Genomic DNA, 888 nt, shown 5'->3' on the forward strand with positions numbered 1-888 from the left:
TTGGTCTTGATGCTCAGCTCGGCGCAGGCCTGGGCCCAGGCATGGGAGCGGTAGCAGGACCCGTTGTCCGAGAGCACCCGCTCCACGGTGACGCCCTGGTCGGCGAACCACGCCCTGGCTCGGCGCAGCACCCCGATCGCGGTGGCAGCCTTCTCATCGGTGCAGATCTCCGCGTACGCCATCCGGGAGTGGTCATCGATCACGGTATGCACGAAGGCGGTCCCGATCAGGGGGCCACGTACTGGGCCTTTGCGGCGTTGAGTATCGGTGGTGGCGCGGTTGCGGTCGCCTTGCTGCTTACCGAGGTAGCGCCAGCCACCTCCGTCGGGGATGTTGCCGAACTTGGTGACGTCGACGTGGATCAGTGATCCGGGATGGTCGTGTTCGTAGCGGCGCAGAGGTTCGCCGGTGACCCGGTCGATGCGGGAGAGCCGGTTGATCCGGCAGCGCACCAGCACCGCATGCACGGTCGAGGCCGGCATTCCGAGTCGGCCGGCGATCTGCACTGGGCCCAGCCGGTGTCGCCACCGCAGGGCCACGATCCTCCGGACCACCCCGGGGGCGGTCTTGGTCGGGCTGGTGCGCGGGCGAGAGCTGCGATCAGCCATCCCGGCTTGGCCTTCGGCCCGGTAGCGGTCGGCCCATTTCTTGGCCGTGCGGGCAGAGACCATGAACATCTTGGCCGCCGCGGCGTAGGTCCACTGATCCTCGACGATCAGCCGGGCCAGGCGTAGGCGTGTACGAGGGGTCAGGACGGCGTTAACGTGGGACATGAAGGCCTCCGGTGGGTGAAGCGGTGAACTAGACAGCTCCACTTCACTACCGGAGGCCTTCCCGTGTCAGCCCGACTCACCGCCTTGCGGCGGGACAACCTCCCTGGACATCACA

At 67.5% G+C, this 888-nt stretch carries 1 protein-coding gene; it reads right to left on the reverse strand.

Translation table 11 applies throughout. The features are described from left to right. On the reverse strand, nt 1-773 hold a 773-nt coding region (locus PU704_RS19925; protein ID WP_277552886.1), incomplete at its 3' end, for an IS481 family transposase. Nucleotides 774-888: the final 115 nt, after the last annotated feature.

Source organism: Kocuria oceani (genome assembly GCF_029524215.1).
GTDB classification, from domain to species: domain Bacteria; phylum Actinomycetota; class Actinomycetes; order Actinomycetales; family Micrococcaceae; genus Kocuria; species Kocuria oceani.